Source organism: Luteibacter sp. 22Crub2.1 (assembly GCF_900167995.1).
Lineage (GTDB): Bacteria > Pseudomonadota > Gammaproteobacteria > Xanthomonadales > Rhodanobacteraceae > Luteibacter > Luteibacter mycovicinus.
The window spans coordinates 164808-177991 of record NZ_FUYT01000007.1 but is presented as its reverse complement, the minus strand read 5'-3'; the positions used below and the strand labels follow the sequence as shown (position 1 = coordinate 177991).

At 64.8% G+C, this 13184-nt stretch carries 18 protein-coding genes; 10 read left to right on the top strand and 8 right to left on the bottom strand.

Annotated elements, in window-relative coordinates; all coding sequences use genetic code 11:
• Positions 1-164 precede the first annotated feature (164 nt).
• The 3 genes from B5X73_RS09350 to B5X73_RS09340 all read left to right on the top strand — a co-directional run bounded on the left by B5X73_RS09350 (position 165) and on the right by B5X73_RS09340 (position 1600).
• Positions 165-524, top strand: a complete 360-nt coding sequence (locus tag B5X73_RS09350) for a DUF1304 domain-containing protein (protein ID WP_079521462.1) — start codon at positions 165-167, stop codon at positions 522-524.
• Positions 525-601: 77 nt separating this feature from the next.
• Positions 602-1117 carry a tetratricopeptide repeat protein gene (locus B5X73_RS09345; protein ID WP_176167796.1) on the top strand — a complete coding sequence of 172 codons (516 nt, stop codon included), beginning with the start codon at positions 602-604 and terminating at the stop codon, positions 1115-1117.
• Between the two features lie 99 nt (positions 1118-1216).
• Positions 1217-1600 carry a response regulator gene (locus B5X73_RS09340; protein ID WP_051943727.1) on the top strand — a complete coding sequence of 128 codons (384 nt, stop codon included), beginning with the start codon at positions 1217-1219 and terminating at the stop codon, positions 1598-1600.
• Between the two features lie 19 nt (positions 1601-1619).
• Here B5X73_RS09340 and B5X73_RS09335 read toward each other — a convergent pair whose 3' ends face one another.
• Complete coding sequence (locus tag B5X73_RS09335) at positions 1620-2318, bottom strand: HAD family hydrolase (RefSeq protein WP_051944255.1); 699 nt, start codon at positions 2316-2318, stop codon at positions 1620-1622.
• Positions 2319-2489: 171 nt separating this feature from the next.
• Here B5X73_RS09335 and B5X73_RS09330 point away from each other — a divergent pair, with 171 nt between their 5' ends.
• Positions 2490-3527 carry an Lnb N-terminal periplasmic domain-containing protein gene (locus tag B5X73_RS09330; protein ID WP_079521461.1) on the top strand — a complete coding sequence of 346 codons (1038 nt, stop codon included), beginning with the start codon at positions 2490-2492 and terminating at the stop codon, positions 3525-3527.
• Here the strand turns inward: B5X73_RS09330 and B5X73_RS09325 are convergent.
• Positions 3494-4513 (bottom strand): TraB/GumN family protein, encoded by a 1020-nt coding sequence (locus tag B5X73_RS09325; protein ID WP_139382715.1) that lies wholly within the window; start codon positions 4511-4513, stop codon positions 3494-3496. The genes B5X73_RS09330 and B5X73_RS09325 overlap by 34 nt on opposite strands.
• A gap of 60 nt (positions 4514-4573) precedes the next feature.
• Between B5X73_RS09325 and B5X73_RS09320 the strand changes: the two genes are divergently transcribed.
• The 4 genes from B5X73_RS09320 to B5X73_RS09305 all read left to right on the top strand — a co-directional run bounded on the left by B5X73_RS09320 (position 4574) and on the right by B5X73_RS09305 (position 6305).
• Positions 4574-5344, top strand: a complete 771-nt coding sequence (locus tag B5X73_RS09320) for an NADPH-dependent F420 reductase (RefSeq protein WP_343124641.1) — start codon at positions 4574-4576, stop codon at positions 5342-5344.
• 154 nt (positions 5345-5498) lie between these two features.
• Complete coding sequence (locus tag B5X73_RS09315) at positions 5499-5744, top strand: hypothetical protein (RefSeq protein WP_139382714.1); 246 nt, start codon at positions 5499-5501, stop codon at positions 5742-5744.
• 66 nt (positions 5745-5810) lie between these two features.
• Positions 5811-6047, top strand: coding sequence for a hypothetical protein (locus B5X73_RS09310; RefSeq protein WP_036113884.1), 237 nt, complete (start codon positions 5811-5813; stop codon positions 6045-6047).
• Between the two features lie 15 nt (positions 6048-6062).
• Positions 6063-6305, top strand: coding sequence for a DUF3820 family protein (locus B5X73_RS09305; RefSeq protein WP_079521458.1), 243 nt, complete (start codon positions 6063-6065; stop codon positions 6303-6305).
• Positions 6306-6322: 17 nt separating this feature from the next.
• Here the strand turns inward: B5X73_RS09305 and B5X73_RS09300 are convergent, their stop codons facing one another.
• The gene (locus tag B5X73_RS09300) at positions 6323-7024 is read right to left on the bottom strand and encodes a Crp/Fnr family transcriptional regulator (protein ID WP_079521457.1); all 702 of its coding nucleotides are present in this window, start codon (positions 7022-7024) and stop codon (positions 6323-6325) included.
• A 188-nt stretch (positions 7025-7212) separates the two neighbouring features.
• On the opposite strand from B5X73_RS09300, the gene B5X73_RS09295 reads away from it, so the two are divergent.
• The gene (locus B5X73_RS09295) at positions 7213-7395 is read left to right on the top strand and encodes a hypothetical protein (RefSeq protein ID WP_079521456.1); all 183 of its coding nucleotides are present in this window, start codon (positions 7213-7215) and stop codon (positions 7393-7395) included.
• Positions 7396-7397: 2 nt separating this feature from the next.
• Here B5X73_RS09295 and B5X73_RS09290 read toward each other — a convergent pair whose 3' ends face one another.
• Positions 7398-9419: a hybrid sensor histidine kinase/response regulator gene (locus B5X73_RS09290; RefSeq protein WP_079521455.1), complete on the bottom strand. Its 2022-nt coding sequence runs from the start codon at positions 9417-9419 to the stop codon at positions 7398-7400.
• Positions 9419-10783: an amidohydrolase family protein gene (locus B5X73_RS09285; RefSeq protein ID WP_079521454.1), complete on the bottom strand. Its 1365-nt coding sequence runs from the start codon at positions 10781-10783 to the stop codon at positions 9419-9421. The genes B5X73_RS09290 and B5X73_RS09285 overlap by 1 nt, the downstream gene beginning before the upstream one ends.
• Before the next feature lie 149 nt (positions 10784-10932).
• Between B5X73_RS09285 and B5X73_RS21515 the strand changes: the two genes are divergently transcribed.
• Positions 10933-11058 carry a hypothetical protein gene (locus B5X73_RS21515; protein WP_255349736.1) on the top strand — a complete coding sequence of 42 codons (126 nt, stop codon included), beginning with the start codon at positions 10933-10935 and terminating at the stop codon, positions 11056-11058.
• A gap of 480 nt (positions 11059-11538) precedes the next feature.
• On the opposite strand, the gene B5X73_RS09280 is transcribed toward B5X73_RS21515, so the two are convergent.
• The 3 genes from B5X73_RS09280 to B5X73_RS21005 all read right to left on the bottom strand — a co-directional run bounded on the left by B5X73_RS09280 (position 11539) and on the right by B5X73_RS21005 (position 13059).
• The gene (locus tag B5X73_RS09280; RefSeq protein ID WP_036113872.1) at positions 11539-11724 is read right to left on the bottom strand and encodes a CsbD family protein; all 186 of its coding nucleotides are present in this window, start codon (positions 11722-11724) and stop codon (positions 11539-11541) included.
• 103 nt (positions 11725-11827) lie between these two features.
• Complete coding sequence (locus B5X73_RS09275) at positions 11828-12433, bottom strand: flavodoxin family protein (protein ID WP_079521453.1); 606 nt, start codon at positions 12431-12433, stop codon at positions 11828-11830.
• 464 nt (positions 12434-12897) lie between these two features.
• Positions 12898-13059 carry a hypothetical protein gene (locus B5X73_RS21005; RefSeq protein ID WP_156108748.1) on the bottom strand — a complete coding sequence of 54 codons (162 nt, stop codon included), beginning with the start codon at positions 13057-13059 and terminating at the stop codon, positions 12898-12900.
• Between the last annotated feature and the right edge of the window lie 125 nt (positions 13060-13184).

Genomic DNA, 13184 nt, shown 5'->3' with positions numbered 1-13184 from the left:
TGACGAGATTTCGCACGATTCAAGAGGGTTTTCGCCTTGCAGTAGTTTTTCGGTAGACGCCGTCCGGTGCGGCGACGATCCTTGCGGGGCAGCGACACCATCCGGTGCGGAATGGAGGTCTTTGCGGCTATCCTTGCCGCCCTCCGCATCGGGAAGGATCGTCCATGCACCTCGTCGCCATCGTACTCACCGTCCTGGTGATCCTGATACATATCTACATCGTCATCCTGGAGATGGTGCTGTGGCGATCGCGCGGTCCGCGCGTTTTCGGGATCACCCCGCAGTTTGCCGACCAGAGCGCGACCCTGGCGTCCAATCAGGGGCTTTATAACGGGTTCCTGGTGGCCGCGCTGCTGCTTGGCGTGCTCCTGCCCGAACCGTTCGCATCGGCGTTCGTGTTTTACGGTCTGGGCTGCGTCGTGGTCGCGGGCCTCTGGGGCGGCTTTACCGCCAGCCGCCGCATTCTCTACGTGCAGGCCTTGCCCGCCGCGCTCGCCCTGGCGGCACAGTGGCTCGCCCGTTGATTTGACGCGGTCGCGTCATAGGCGACAAGCTGTCCGGCACGGTGATGTGACAGGAGCAGGCGATGGTGATTTCGACGATGCGGGTTCCCCTCATGGCGGGCCTGCTCGCGCTGGCGGGTTGCGCCGCGCACGGAACCCTCCCCGAACCGCCCCGCATGCCGGATGTGCAGCAGCGGGAGCTCGAGGCCGACCGGGCGTATGCGCAGGGCGACATCCAGCATGCGGCCGATCTGTACGAGGCGATCGTGCAGGTGCTGCCTGATGATGCCGATGCCTGGTTCCGACTGGGAAATGCGCGTTTTCGGCTGCAACGGCCCGATGACGCCGTCGCCGCTTACGGGAGGGCGATCCAGATCAAGCCGGATCACGCGCGTGCGCTGTACAACATGGGCGTCGTCCGGCTGAAGCAGGCGCAGGCCGCGATGATCGCCAGCGCGCAGGCGGGAAGGCCGGGTGACCCGTTGCGCCGCGATAGCGGCCACATCGCGCAGCGGCTGGCCAGGGTGGGCGATGACCTCGGCTCCCAGGGCAAGGGCGACGGCGGCGCGCCACCGTTTATCGTCGAATCGTCCGACGCGACGGCGTCCCCGTAGCGGCGCGCGGCACACAGCCGGTCGAACGATGTATGGCTGGCTGAGTCAAAGCGGAGTAGCGTCGGACCGCGAGTTTTTTCGCTTGAGCTCGAGGGGACCATGAGTCGTACTCACGTCACAGGGCGGGCGCTTGTCTTCGAAGATCACCCCGGTCTGGCGGCTGCCCTCGCCGACCTGCTCGAGGAGCGGCTGGGCTACGCGGTCGCCGCGTCGGCATCGTGCATCGAAGAGGCCATCCGGCTCGCCCACGTCGAACACTGCGATGTGGCGGTGGTCGACCTCGACCTGCAAGGCGTGATGGCGTATCCCGCGCTGGACGAGCTGAAGCGCCGCGGTATTCCCTACGTGCTCGCCACCGGTACCCTGCCGGTGGATATCCCCGGGAGATACCGCGCACCGCTGGTATCCAAACCCTATAGCCTCAGGGAACTGGAGGACGCGGTGCATGAAGCCTGCACGGGCCGCCACCGTATGGGGGCGTGATCGCGGCGTGCGAGGACGATCAGTGGGCCGGTGCCTCGCTGGGACTCGCGCCACAGACCTCGCGCAGCCAGAGGTTGACGTCGTCGAGACCGGTGACCACGGTCGCGCACAGCCGCCGCAGCTCCGCCGAGGGCTGCTGCAGGTCGGGCACCATGATGGTTGGCATGCCCGCGGCGACCGCGGAACGTACGCCGGCCTGGGAGTCCTCCAGCGCGAGGCAGACGCCGGCGGCCTTGTTGAGGATGCGGGCCGCACGGAGGTAGGGATCGGGGAAGGGTTTGCACCGCTCGCAGTCGCCGGCCGCGACGAGCGCGTCGAAGCGGTCACGCAGGCCGAACGCTTCGAGGTGATGAATCGCGGTCCGGTGCGGGGACGATGTAGCGATGGCGCGGGGCAGGCTGAGCTCATCGAGTGTATCGAGCAGCGCGGTGACACCGGGTTTCAGACGCAGGTCGGTGTCCATCATGGCGTGGTAGCGCCGCGAGGCACTGTGCCAGACGGTATCGAGGTCGAGTTCGTCGCCGACGTGCTCGCGCAACAGCATGCGCGCCGCGTGTCCGTGCAGTCCGACCATGCGCTGGCAAAGTGACAGGGGCAGATGGATGCCTGCCTCCTCGGCCGCTGCGAGAAGGGCATCGCGGTAGAGCGCCTCGGTATCGAAGAGGACGCCGTCCAGATCGAAGACGATCGCCTGCGGTATCGCCGGAAAACGGACCATGCCACCCCCGAAATCGGCCGGACCGGGCGCGACGCCCGGTAACGTCACGAAAATAACGCGGTTTTCGATGCGATGCCATAGACCGAACGGGCAAACGATGTCGTGGTGTTTGCGTTCGCGGTCGTGGCGGGCGACGCTTATGCGATCTGTCCTTCGAGTCCATGAGCCTCCATGAGAAAACGCCGGATGTTTGCCCGTGGCCTGGCCGGCGCGTTCGCGGGGCTGCTGCTGTTTCTTTCCGGTGCCTGGGGTGCCATCGCCCTGGTTTACCAGTTGCCGGGGCCGCAGGCCGCAAGGATCGCGGGCGCCTGCGTGTGGAGTGTCCTGTGGCTGGGGCTGGCCGCCGCGCTGTTCGGCTGGCGTATGTGGTGGGCGCCGCTGGCCATGCTGGTCGCCTTGATCGCTCTGCTGGGATGGTGGACGACGGTCCGGCCCACTCATGACCGTGTCTGGGCCGACGATGTGAACCGGTTGCTGTCAGGTGAGTTGAGCGGGTCACGGGTCACGTTACACAACGTGCGTGATTTCAGCTGGCGTACCGAGACCGACTACGACCAGCACTGGGAAACCCGCGAGTACGACCTCGACCACCTGACCGATGCCGACGCGATCCTGTCTTACTGGTCCAGCGAAGCCATCGCGCACGCCATGCTGTCGTTCGGATTCGACGATGGCCGCCACGTGGTGTTCTCGGTCGAGATCCGGCGTGAGCGCGGAGAGGCCTTTTCCGAAATCGGCGGCTTCTTCAAGCAGTTCGAACTGATCCTGCTGGCGGCCGACGAGCGGGACATCGTGCGCGTCCGCACCAATGTGCGTGGCGAGGACGATTACATCTTCCCGCTGCGCATGCCGCGCGAGGCGATGCGTTCGTTATTCGTTTCCTACGTGGAGGCAGCGAATCAGCTGGTCAGGCAGCCCCGGTTCTACAACACCGTGACGTCCAACTGCACGACCATCGTGTACCGGATGGCGCGGCGCATCGACCGTGGTCTGCCGCTCGATCCCCGACTGTTGCTTACCGGCTATCTGCCGGAATATCTGATGGACAACGGTACGCTCGACCGGCGTCTGAGCGTGGAAGAGTGGCGTCGGCTCGGGCGCATCACCGACCGTGCGCGAGCGACGGAGCAGGGGGATGATTTCTCCGCCGCGATCCGGGTTGGCGTACCACCCGCTCAGTCGCCCTCATCGGGTGCGAGCACGCTGTAACCCTTCGCCTTCAGTGCGCTGAGGTAGCCATTGCCGCCGAGCAGGTCGTCGAGTGGCACGATGGCGATGGTCTGCGTATTGCTCGCCATCGCGGCATCCACGGCGGCGAGCCAATGTTCGCGCACGGCCCTGGGCACGTCGGTCAGGCCGATCTGCTGCGCGACGCCGCTGTCGGTGGCCGCGTTCATGCAGGTGATCCGCTGCTTCGCCGTGCGGTCGTCCTGCAGCGCGGCGATGTCGCCCGTGGCCCAGGCGTTGGCGCGTGCGGTCATGTCGGCCAGCTGGGCGTCGATGTTGTCGATGCTCTGGGCGAAGCAGGAGACATCGTCCAGCGTCGACTTCTTGAACGACTTCACCGCCGCACGAGGGTCGTCGACCAGCAAGGTGTATTCGACCGGTACCTGTTTCACACCATGTTTGCTTGCCAGGTCCATGACCGTGCGCGTGACGCCACCGGACCGCGCCAGTCCGCTCTTGCGCACAGCTGACTTGTAAAGCTCCAGCACGGCAAAAATCGGCCGGTAACGCTCGACCTTGCGGTCGTCGCCGATGTACTTCTCCTTGACCGTCAGCCACCGCGCGTAGACGTCCGGGGGAACGGATTCCTGCAACGTCTTGCCATCGGGCGAATTGCGTACGCCGATCAGGGACGGCAGAAGGGCCAGTCGGCCGAAGAACCCGGTGTTCGGCTTGATCTCCACCTTGGGCGGAAGAATGAGGGCGTCGGTATGGCTCAGCGCGTCGTCGATCTCGGCGGTCTGCCAGCTCATGTTCTTTGGCAACGGCGTGAGCGTGCCGAGAATCAGCAACGTGTGTTCACCTCGCGTCACCTTCCACAGGCCTGGACCCGGCTGCACGCCGCTGACGGTTACCGCCTCCAGGGTGGGTACGGACGAGGCAGGTGCCGGCAGGGTCGTCTGAGCGAAGGCGGGCGCCGTCGCCAGGAGGAGGGAGCCGAGCAGGGCGAGGGTGCGGGTCGGGGTCATGGGCGAGAAGGCTAAAGGGAAGACGATGAACGGACGAGTGTCGGTCGGCACAGCTGGGCAATCACCAGGTGCTCGCCCGCCATTCACGCCGGATCACGAACATGGACGTCTTCCCCGGACTGGAGTTCCTTCGCTATGAAAATCGGCATTATCGGCGCTGGCAATATCGGGCAGGCCCTGACCCGGCGGTTCCGCGAGATCGGTCACGAGGTGCTGATCGCAAATTCGCGCGGGCCGGAAACGCTTTCAGGCCTGGCGAAAGAGACGGGTGCGGTAGCCGTCACAGCACATGAGGCGGCGCGCGGTGGCGAGGTCGTTATCGTGACGATCCCGGAATCGCGCATTCCCGGCCTCCCCTCGGACCTCTTTGCCGGCGTCTCGCCGGAGACCGTGGTCGTGGACACCGGCAACTACTACCCCCGCGAGCGGGACGGTCGTATCGCACCCATCGAGGAGGGTGTGCCGGAAAGCCAGTGGGTAGCCGATCAGCTCGGCAGGCCCGTGATCAAGGCGTTCAACAATATTTACGCCGAACATCTGCGCACTCACGGCAAGCCCTCCACGGCGGATAAGCGCATCGCCCTTCCGGTGGCTGGGGACGATTCCAACGCCAAGGCCACGATCCTGAAGCTCGTCGACGAGCTCGGTTTCGATGGCGTGGATGCGGGCACGCTCGCGGAGTCCTGGCGGCAGCAGCCGGCCAGTCCGGTTTATGGCACCGACCTCGACCTCGAAGGGGTGCGGCAGGCTCTGCTCGATGCGACGCGCGAGCGGCGTCCCGAATGGCGGGCGACGTCGGAGAGCACGGGCACCTACGACGCGCCGAAGTGAGTTGCGTCGTGACCGCTATGTGAAGGATTTTCGGGCATTTCTTCCATTGTGGGGACACGTGCGAACGGATAACCTTGCGCATCCATCTCCGCAGCCGACCTTTTTCGCGATACGCGAAGGCGCCTGCGGAATGCACGAGGTTACGCATTTCTTCATGGCCCTGGTGATCTACGACATCCCGTTCAGCCCCGACCTCGCGGGCTTGTGGCACGTCCAGATGAATGGCGTGCCGATGGAAAACTTCGAAACTCGCGTCGCCGCGATAGCGTACGCCGTGCAGCAGTCCAAGCTGCTCGGCGTGCAAAGCGGCCTGCAGGTGCTCGTCTCCGTGGAAGGCGCGGACGGTATCTGGCGGGAATTCGAATCCAACGCAAAGCGGCCCGTCGCCGGTTTGCAATAGCGCGACTGCACGTCACGTTGATCCGCAATGCATACGATGGGGGGAAGAAGGAGGAACATCCCACCCATGACGCATCGAAAGATTGGTTACTTCGACGTGGAAGGCACGTGCTACGTTGCCAAACCCGGCCGCTGGCGTGGTAAATACGTCATCAGCGAGGACGGCGACGAGATCGCCGAGAAGCTCTGCGTTACCCTCCATGAGAATGAAGAAGACGCGTGCGCGGAGGGTATGACCCTTGGTGTCGCCGCGGCGCGCACGTTGATGAAGGAACGCGAAGGCTTCGATCCCGGCGACGAGTAGGGCTAGAATTTCGGCATGACCGATCCGAACGACGTTTTTCGTCAGGACCTCGCCAAGCTCGCCACCGCGATCATGCCCTTTGGTAAGTTCAAGGGAAGGGCGATCGCCGATCTGCCAGGCAACTATCTCGCATGGTTTGCGCGGGAGGGCTTTCCTCCCGGTGAACTTGGGCGCCTGCTGGCGATCATGCTCGAGCTCGACCATAACGGTCTGCGTCGCCTGCTCGATCCTCTGAGGTCCAACCCGCCCCGTGCATGACGCGGGAGGATCGATCGCTAGCCGCGCAGAGCGGCCTCATCGGTGACGTCGATGCCATTCGGAAGGATGGCGATGGCACCTTCGGCGCGGAGCTTAGCGAGCATGCGCGTAACGGTGGCCGAGCTCATCCGGAGGTAGGAGCCGATATCGTCGCGGGACATGGGCAGGGGAACGAAAGGGCTGGCCCCTTCGAAACGACGCCGCCGGTCGAGCAGGTCGACCAGGAAAGAGCGAACGCGCGACGCAGCCAGGCCGTCCGCCGCGTGGGCGGCGCTGACGCGTTCACGCCGACGCAGCGAGCGCAGGTGTCGGGTCAGCGCGTCGTTGTGCTCGCAGAGTTCGTCGGTCGCGGCGCGCGGAAAACGGCAGAACCACGTCTTGCCGACGGCCACGACGGATGCGTTATGTGTGCCGGTCCTGGCGACGTCCAGCGCGAAGAGTTCACCCGGCAGATGAAACGCGACCACCCGGCCATCGCCGACCGTTTTGGCCATGCCACTGACGACGGCGAAGGCGGCGCGATGCGGGGCATCGGGCTGCACCAGCCGGTCGCCTTCGGAAAACGGACCGACGCGCTCGACGACGTCACGCATGTCGACCAGATCGGGATCGCCACCACGAGTTGCTTCGCAGACGGTCGCGTAACGGCACGACGCATTGCAGTACACCGACGGACGGCGGACGACGGACTGACTGGCGACGGCCTGGGCCTGGTACACGGTGGGACCTCCCGCGCGCCGGAAGCGGCGCGTGAGTGGATTTTAGGCCTACGCCGGGATGTCCTCCGATAAAATCAGTCGCATGCGCCTTTTTGTCGCAGATTTTTTCGGTTCGAGGATTGACGTGGCCCGGTTTTTGCCTTAGTAAGAGCGACGGGGGAATACCAGTAAAGGGGGCCTTCAAGGCCATGGCACGTCGATCCACGCTTTTGCCCGACATCGATACCGACATCGCTTCTTTGCCCGACGGGTTCGTCCCGGGAACGGTGGCACCTTTCGTGATGCGCTACGGCACCGATTTTCTGGTGGCCATGCAGCGCGCGGCGCAGGCGCACGATGCCGAGCGCCCTGAAGAACCCGAAACGGCCTGACGCTAACGCGCCGTCGGCTCCAGCAGTTCGGACACGGCGGCCACCAGCGCATGCACCGAGAACGGTTTGGTGAGAATCGCCGCATGGTCAGGCAGGACCGGCGCGTCCGCGAACGCGTCCCATGCGAAGCCTGTCATGAAAAGCAGCGGTAATGCCGGAGCGATTTCCCGCGCAGCCAGCGCGAGCTGACGGCCATCCATGCCCGGCAGGCCGATATCGGTGACCAGAATATCCGGGAGCGCGTGGCTCTGGAGCTGGCGCAGTGCTTCCGGTCCGTCGCCACAGCCGGTGACGATGTAGCCCGCTTCTTCCAGCACCTCGGTCGCCAGAGAGCGGAGCATGGCTTCGTCTTCGACGAGCAGCACGCGCTGGCCCGCACCTTGACGCTCGAGGGGCGCCACAGGCGCGTGCGTCCCTGACGGCGCGCCCGCATGCCGTGGCAGCCATAGGGTGACCGTCGTGCCTTTGCCCGGGGTGGAGTCGATGACCGCGCGGCCGCCGGTCTGTCGTGCGAAGCCATGGACCATGGACAGGCCGAGACCGGTGCCCTGGCCGATGGCCTTGGTCGTAAAGAAGGGATCGAAAGCTTTCTCCGCGATGCTGCGCGACATGCCTGTGCCGGTGTCGCTCACCGCGACGACCACGTGCTCGACCACTTTGCCACCGGCGTCGCGTGCGGCCACGTTGCGCGTCTCGATCGACAGGACGCCTCCGTCGGGCATGGCGTCGCGCGCGTTGATCGCCAGATTGAGGACGGCGCTTTCCAGCTGACTGGCGTCGGACAAGGTTCGCCAGAGGTCCGCCTGCAGGCGGAGTTCCAGCGTCACCCTTCCGCCCAGCAGCGGGCGCAGGAGCACGTCGAGTTCGCCGACGATGGCATTCGCGTCGACGTCGGACAAGGAGAGCGCCTGCTGCCGCGAATACGCCAGCAGCCGGTGCGTCAGCCCGGCCGCTCGCTGGACCGCACCACCCGCGGCGTCGAGCAGGCGACGCGCGCCGTCCATTCTTCCGCTCTCGAGGCGATCGGTAAGGACCTCGATCGCGCCGCCGATGCCGCCCAGGATATTGTTGAAATCATGCGCGATACCGCCGGTGAGTCGACCGATGGCCTCGAGTTTCTGCGCATGGCGTAGCTGGTCGTCGGTGTCGCGACGTCGTTGCGTATCGCGACCCATGGCGTAGGCCAGTTCACCGTCCGGCACGCAGGTCCAGGCGAACCAGCGGTACTCGCCGTCGCGCGAGCGCATGCGCAGCTCGAGGTCTTCCACGATGTCGCCGTCGAAGAGCTGGGTCAGCCCGTCACGCGCCCGGTCCAGATCATCCGGGTGAACCAGCTCATCGAAACCGAGCCCGACCAGTTCGCTGACTTCGTAGCCGAGTTCGTGTTGCCACGCCGGGTTCACGTTGCGATAGAGGCCGTCACGGGCCATGACGAGGTAGAGGTCGCGCGAGATCGCCCAGATCTGATCGCGCTCGCGCGTGCGCTGATCGACTTCCACTTCCAGCGACGCATTCAGTTCGCGCAGTGCCTGTCCGGAGCGCACGGCTCTGCTGGTTTCGTTGGTGACGGCATACATACCCCGCACGGTGCCCTGCTCATCGCGCAGCGGAGCGTACGAGAAGGTCCACCACGTTTCTTCCTCGAAGCCGTGCCGGGTCATTCTCAGCGGCATGTCCCGATGCATCGACCCGTGGCCCTCCAGCGCGCGTTCGACGTGTACCCGCACGTCATCCCACACATCGGACCAGAGTTCGTCGAAGCGCCGCCCGATCGCGCCGGTCAGGCGGCGACCGAGCATGGGCCGATACGGATCGTTGAAAAAGAAGAGCTGGCCCGGCTCGGCCGAGATGAACATCGGCTGCGGCATGTCGAACATCGTCGCGAGCATCGCCCGCAAGGCGGCCGGCCAGCTTTCCACAGGCCCCAGCGGTGTCGCCGCCCAGTCGAACGCACGGATCTCTTCCGCCGTAACGGAATCGGCGGGGAGGAAGCCGAACGGGTCGTCGTCGGGTGGGATGGGCATCACGGCGTAAACGCGTCGACCTTACCGCCGACCTGACGGCCGCGCTGCCATACCGCCGATATTTTCGTGGTCGCTTCGATATCGCCCGACGGATCGGCGTCGAGAACGATGAAGTCGGCCCGCTTGCCCCTGGCCAGGACGCCGCGGTCGTCAAGACCCAGCAGTTCGGCGGCACGCTGGGTTGCGATCTGAATCGCCTGCATCGGCGTGAGGCCCGCATCGACCATGAGGGCGAGCTCACGGTGCTCGGCAAAACCGGGAATGCGCAGCGGCATCGCACCGGCATCGGTGCCGAAGCCGATCCTCACACCTGCGTCGTAAAGCGTCTTCAGGTTCTTCAGATTGGTTTGCAGCGCTTCTTCGTTGGTCCTGGTGGATCCGTCGTTCTGCACGCGATCGCGCCACGCGGTATCGGCGAACTGCCTGGCCAGGGCGGGCTGCACCGCGTGGGTGAAGAAGGGCTGGTCCATCCACGCCGGATGACGGGCATAGATATAAGCGGCCTCGTTGAGATCGAGCGTGGCGATATACCAGGTCCCGTGCTGCTTCATCGCCTGGACGAAGGCGCTGTCCACCGGTCGGTCGCGTACACCGTGAGCGAGTATGTCGACGCCCGCATCCACCAGCTGGCGTGCATCGTCGAGGTAATAGACGTGCGCCGCGACGCGCAGATGTCTGGCGTGCGCCTCATCGATGACCGCGTGCCAGATCTCCGGTTTCATCTTGACGGGCAGGCTGCCGTTGAAATCGTCCACCCAGATCTTGACGATGTCGGTGCCGCGTTCCGCTGCGGCGTCGACGGCGGCGCGTGCCTCGTCGGGTGTCGAGGGGCGGTCGAGCTGATTCGGGCCGACCTGCATCATCTTTGCCGGCGGCGCACCGTTGGGCACGCCGATCCCGCGATCCGCGCCGAAGAGATCGGCGCCGTCCGCCTTACCCGCATGCAGGTCGGCACGCAGCGGGTAGAACACGTCGGGGTTGTTGACCCCGAGCGAGGTGACCGTGGTTACGCCGTAGGCACGCCATTGCCTCAGCTGGCGCAAGGCGTTGTCGCGCGTGTACAGATCCGGCGTACCACTGCGGGTCCCGTCGACCGAGCCGATGTGACCGTGGTCGGAAATCAGTCCCGGTATGATCGTCTTGCCGGTGTAGTCGACGACCGTGGTGTCCTTCGGCATCTTCACCCGGAGACCGGCGCCCAGCATCGTGATCCGGTCGCCGTCGATGACCATCGTGACATCCTCCCGCGCGGGGCCGCCGGTGCCGTCGAGAAGGCGCGCGCCCCGGATCACCGTGGCCGCACCGGCGGCAGGGCACGCGGCGACCAGAGCAAGAGCGAGCAGGGTGTGACGGAGCAGATTCATCGTAAATCCTTGAGGCGGGTACCCGTCACGAATAATGCACGACGTGCGAAGACGGTGTCGTTGCGAAAACGGCGGTGGCGACGAAATCACACCCGTTGCACGCGCCCCGATAGACGCTTGCGCCCTGACACAATGCGGAGGGACGTTCGATGGATGAGGAAAAGAGTGTGGTTCCGGAGAAGCAGAAGGGTGGCATCGGCTACATTCTGCTTTGGTTGCTGGGCGTGCCGATCCCGGTGCTGCTGTTGATCTTTCTGGTACGCGGCTGCACCTGATCGACGCCATGCGGTAGCGCGACCCAAACGGCGCGCTACCGCTGTCCGACCTGACCCTGTCCGAACTTTCGACGTTTCCGCAGGACCGCATGCTCTCGGCTTCGCCTTGGAAGCCGGCATGTCCCGCTCGATCCTCCCACGTAGCCCCGGCATTGACATGCTGCGCGGCAACAGCATCCTGCTAGTGGTCTCCCATCATCGCGTCCCGCGGAGGTTTGCTCTTGCCGCGCCGCGCGCGAGTTCGTCCGTCTCTCACGGTCATCGGTTTGATGCCGCCGGACGTGATGATTTTCTGGCGGGGGGGGGGCATGCGCTGCGCTGAGGCCACATGCGGACAACGATCGGCGCGGCGACCGGGCCGGCGAGTTACGAGATCTGAGCCGATGGCTACGAGACTGCGTGGTGCGGCCACGTAGTACCGGCGCTGACGCCGGCTGAAAGGCGCGGGGGATCCTGAGCGGATCCCCCGACGCAAAGCACTCAGTGCTTGCGGCTTTCGTCGCGTACCTGGTCCGCAGCCTTGCCTACTTCTTTCTGGACCTTGCCGGCATTCTTTTCGATGTTGCCCGCGGCTTCTTTCGCGTGATTGCCCGTGACCTTGCCGACGCCTTCCTTCACGGCGCCCTTGATCTCGTGCTTCATGCCTTCGGTGCGATTCTTATCCATGGTGCGTTCCTCTTCAGGCTCTGCGTCATTCGCAGCGTGACCTGTTTACGCCCTCTCCCCATGAGTGACCTGTGAAGCGTGCGTTTCGTCGAATTCACCGTGTTCAGGGTGCAGGATAGTTCGACGCCTGGAGAAGCGTGGCGAGATGCGCGGCGTTGGTCGTCAGCGTTGCGATCGTTTTGGCCACCTTTTCCGGGGTCTTCTTCAGATCGATGTAATTGGTGTCGGACATCGCTTCGCCCACCCAGTAGGCCGAGCTGCCTGCGGGAATCGTGAAGCCGACATCGGCGAGCGCCTGGTAGATCTCCGCGGTCACGTGGTGCGCGCCGTCCTCGTTACCGACGACACCGACCAGACCGACCTTCCCGAACGTGGGATACCGTCCGTCATCACCGATATCGCCGAGGATTGCATCCATGCGTTCGAGCACGCGTTTGCTGACGCTCGAAGGCTGACCCATCCAGATCGGTGTGGCGATGACAAGAATATCCGCCGCCATGATGCGCTGGCGCAGCGCCGGCCACTCATCACCCTCGCCCTCATCGTGACTGACACCGGGTTTGATGTTCAGATCGACGACCCGTACGCTTTCGGTCTCAACGTCGTACTTTTTCAGGCCGTCGAGCAACTGATCCAGCAGCTTCTGACTTGATGATGGCTTGGGCGAGGCACTGAGCGTGCAGTTCAGGCCGAGGGCTTTCAGTGTCATGCGCGTGCTCCGTGGACAGGTCCAGGAACGTTGGGCAGGCGTCCGTGTAACGAGCGTCGTTCCCACGTGCATGACGTGGGAATGACGATCGGATCACGCGGGGCGGGGCAGTCTCGCTGGACGACGCCGCCGATGGACACGCCATGATGCAAAGCCCTTACATTCCCGAAACCCCTAGTCGCTCGCCGGTGATACCTGAAGAGGCTCCGGTGACTCCTCGACCGGAAATGCCCGGCGGCAATCCCGGCGCGGATCGACCGCAGGAAATGCCGGCCCATCCAGATGACCCCGAGGGCGATGCCCCGCCGCCTGAGGCGCCAGAAGCGTTGGCGATCCGAATTCCCTGAAGCGACTGCCCGAAGAAACCAGCGGGGACACGGGCGCGTAAGACGCCCTGACGCAAGAAGGCCCGCCGCGTGGCAGGCCTTCTGCTTATGCTCGACCGGCCAGGTGGCGCAGGCGCCTTAGACCGAATCGCCGCTCAGACGGCTGGCGACTTCGCCGAGCCAGTCGTAGCCGTCCATCTCACCGCCGAAGAGGTCGAGACCGGTGCTGCTGTCGCCGGCCTGGAAGCCCGTCGAGTATTCGAAAGTGGTGATGCCGTAATCGTTGCGAAGTTCGTTCATAGTCGTTTCTCCCAGTCGTCAGTGACCGGATATCGAAAGCGTGGGCACCTGCGCCGCCGGTCTTTGGCGCGGTGTGGACCCGCTGATATCGCTGGTCCGTTTCGTTTGGTGAACAATCGGTTCGT

What these genes read in the sequence shown, in the direction of transcription:
- B5X73_RS21005 (WP_156108748.1), bottom strand. Translation starts at nt 13,059, where the DNA reads ATGAACGAACTTCGCAACGATTACGGCATCACCACTTTCGAATACTCG.
- B5X73_RS09285 (WP_079521454.1), bottom strand. Translation starts at nt 10,783, where the DNA reads ATGAATCTGCTCCGTCACACCCTGCTCGCTCTTGCTCTGGTCGCCGCG.
- B5X73_RS09275 (WP_079521453.1), bottom strand. Translation starts at nt 12,433, where the DNA reads ATGACACTGAAAGCCCTCGGCCTGAACTGCACGCTCAGTGCCTCGCCC.
- B5X73_RS09350 (WP_079521462.1), top strand. Translation starts at nt 165, where the DNA reads ATGCACCTCGTCGCCATCGTACTCACCGTCCTGGTGATCCTGATACAT.
- B5X73_RS09305 (WP_079521458.1), top strand. Translation starts at nt 6,063, where the DNA reads ATGACCGATCCGAACGACGTTTTTCGTCAGGACCTCGCCAAGCTCGCC.
- B5X73_RS21515 (WP_255349736.1), top strand. Translation starts at nt 10,933, where the DNA reads ATGGATGAGGAAAAGAGTGTGGTTCCGGAGAAGCAGAAGGGTGGCATC.
- B5X73_RS09340 (WP_051943727.1), top strand. Translation starts at nt 1,217, where the DNA reads ATGAGTCGTACTCACGTCACAGGGCGGGCGCTTGTCTTCGAAGATCAC.
- B5X73_RS09330 (WP_079521461.1), top strand. Translation starts at nt 2,490, where the DNA reads ATGAGAAAACGCCGGATGTTTGCCCGTGGCCTGGCCGGCGCGTTCGCG.
- B5X73_RS09325 (WP_139382715.1), bottom strand. Translation starts at nt 4,513, where the DNA reads ATGACCCCGACCCGCACCCTCGCCCTGCTCGGCTCCCTCCTCCTGGCG.
- B5X73_RS09315 (WP_139382714.1), top strand. Translation starts at nt 5,499, where the DNA reads ATGGCCCTGGTGATCTACGACATCCCGTTCAGCCCCGACCTCGCGGGC.
- B5X73_RS09295 (WP_079521456.1), top strand. Translation starts at nt 7,213, where the DNA reads ATGGCACGTCGATCCACGCTTTTGCCCGACATCGATACCGACATCGCT.
- B5X73_RS09280 (WP_036113872.1), bottom strand. Translation starts at nt 11,724, where the DNA reads ATGGATAAGAATCGCACCGAAGGCATGAAGCACGAGATCAAGGGCGCC.
- B5X73_RS09335 (WP_051944255.1), bottom strand. Translation starts at nt 2,318, where the DNA reads ATGGTCCGTTTTCCGGCGATACCGCAGGCGATCGTCTTCGATCTGGAC.
- B5X73_RS09290 (WP_079521455.1), bottom strand. Translation starts at nt 9,419, where the DNA reads ATGCCCATCCCACCCGACGACGACCCGTTCGGCTTCCTCCCCGCCGAT.
- B5X73_RS09310 (WP_036113884.1), top strand. Translation starts at nt 5,811, where the DNA reads ATGACGCATCGAAAGATTGGTTACTTCGACGTGGAAGGCACGTGCTAC.
- B5X73_RS09345 (WP_176167796.1), top strand. Translation starts at nt 602, where the DNA reads ATGCGGGTTCCCCTCATGGCGGGCCTGCTCGCGCTGGCGGGTTGCGCC.